The 1167-nt window shown below is 61.4% G+C and carries 3 protein-coding genes; 2 read left to right on the plus strand and 1 reads right to left on the minus strand.

What is annotated here, in order from left to right:
• Window positions 1-429, plus strand: a 429-nt coding sequence (locus tag AACS18_RS23670; RefSeq protein ID WP_258228779.1) for a substrate binding domain-containing protein, incomplete at its 5' end; no start/stop codon positions are given.
• A gap of 55 nt (window positions 430-484) precedes the next feature.
• Here the strand turns inward: AACS18_RS23670 and AACS18_RS20480 are convergent.
• Window positions 485-913, minus strand: a complete 429-nt coding sequence (locus AACS18_RS20480; protein ID WP_108613169.1) for a hypothetical protein — start codon at window positions 911-913, stop codon at window positions 485-487.
• A gap of 67 nt (window positions 914-980) precedes the next feature.
• Between AACS18_RS20480 and AACS18_RS20485 the strand changes: the two genes are divergently transcribed.
• Window positions 981-1167 (plus strand): formate--tetrahydrofolate ligase (locus AACS18_RS20485; RefSeq protein ID WP_146184807.1); only part of this gene is annotated, 187 nt, incomplete at its 3' end.

The raw sequence follows: 1167 nt of genomic DNA on the forward strand, positions 1-1167 counted from the left end.
GCCACCATTCGGGTCGAGCTTTGCGCCAGCCCCGCCTATCTGGCACGCAAGGGCAGACCGGAAAAGCCCGAGGATCTCAAGCAGCACGACTGTCTGATCTACACCCTGACCCAGCCGGAGTGGCACTTCAAACGGGGAAGCGAGCAGCAGAGCATCCGGCCACAGGGGCCACTGCGGGCCAACAACGGGGTGGCACTGACCCGCGCCGCTTGTGATGATCAGGGCATCATATTGCAGCCCACCTTTATCGTGGGGGAGGCCCTGCGGTCAGGGCAGCTGGTCAGCCTGCTGCCAGAGTGGGACAAGGGAGATGTGGGACTTTATGCTGTCTATCCGCACCGCCGCTTCGTCTCGGCCAAGGTGCGCTGCTTTATCGAGTTCGTGCAGGAGCGCTATCTCGCCCCGCAGCAGTGGGATGCGCCGACCTGATTGCCAGAGCAGACTGTCCGGCCTGAATGTCAGGGCTGCGGGTCCGGCTTGAAACCTAACGCTGGTCGGGTGCGGTGGTGGATGCGACAACAGGGGGGAGCTTGGCTAGCAGACGATGCTGCTCGAGATGCAGCTGCCAGCGTGGCAGCCGGGTGCGGACAACCGACAACTGCGGCTCACTGAGGGCATAGGGGAGCGCCACCTCCAGCTCGGGGCAGTCAAACATGGCGGCCAGCTGCAGGATCAAAATAAGGTTTGCCTCGTCGGTCTTGTGCTTGTTGACCCGTTTGCGGATCTCGTGGCGCAGCTGGGTTTCGGGGTCCTGGGTCATCGCCTGCCAGCCGAAACCGAACAGCGGCACCAGCGCGCTGACAATCCCCAGCGCCGTCATCGGCTGCTTGGGGGGATGATAGAGTGCGTTGAGATCCAGCAGAACAGGATTCTGACGAACCTCACCCTTACCAAATAAAATCGTTTTCGTCATTGGATTACCCGTTATATTCCACTAGACTGCGCCGCATATTTTACCCCGATATGCCAACGAGGTGCTGATGCTAAGCGATATCGAGATCTCCCGCCAGTCCCCCCGTCTCTCCATTCACGCGCTGGCCGAACGCCTCGCTATCCCCCAGCACCTGCTCAGCCCCCATGGCCACTACAAAGGCAAGCTCAGCCTCGACCTGCTCAAGTCTCAGCCCGAACAGCGCGGCAAGCTGGTACTGGTGAGCGCCATCACCC

The organism is Aeromonas sp. HMWF015 (genome assembly GCF_963878965.1).
Classification (GTDB): domain Bacteria; phylum Pseudomonadota; class Gammaproteobacteria; order Enterobacterales; family Aeromonadaceae; genus Aeromonas; species Aeromonas veronii.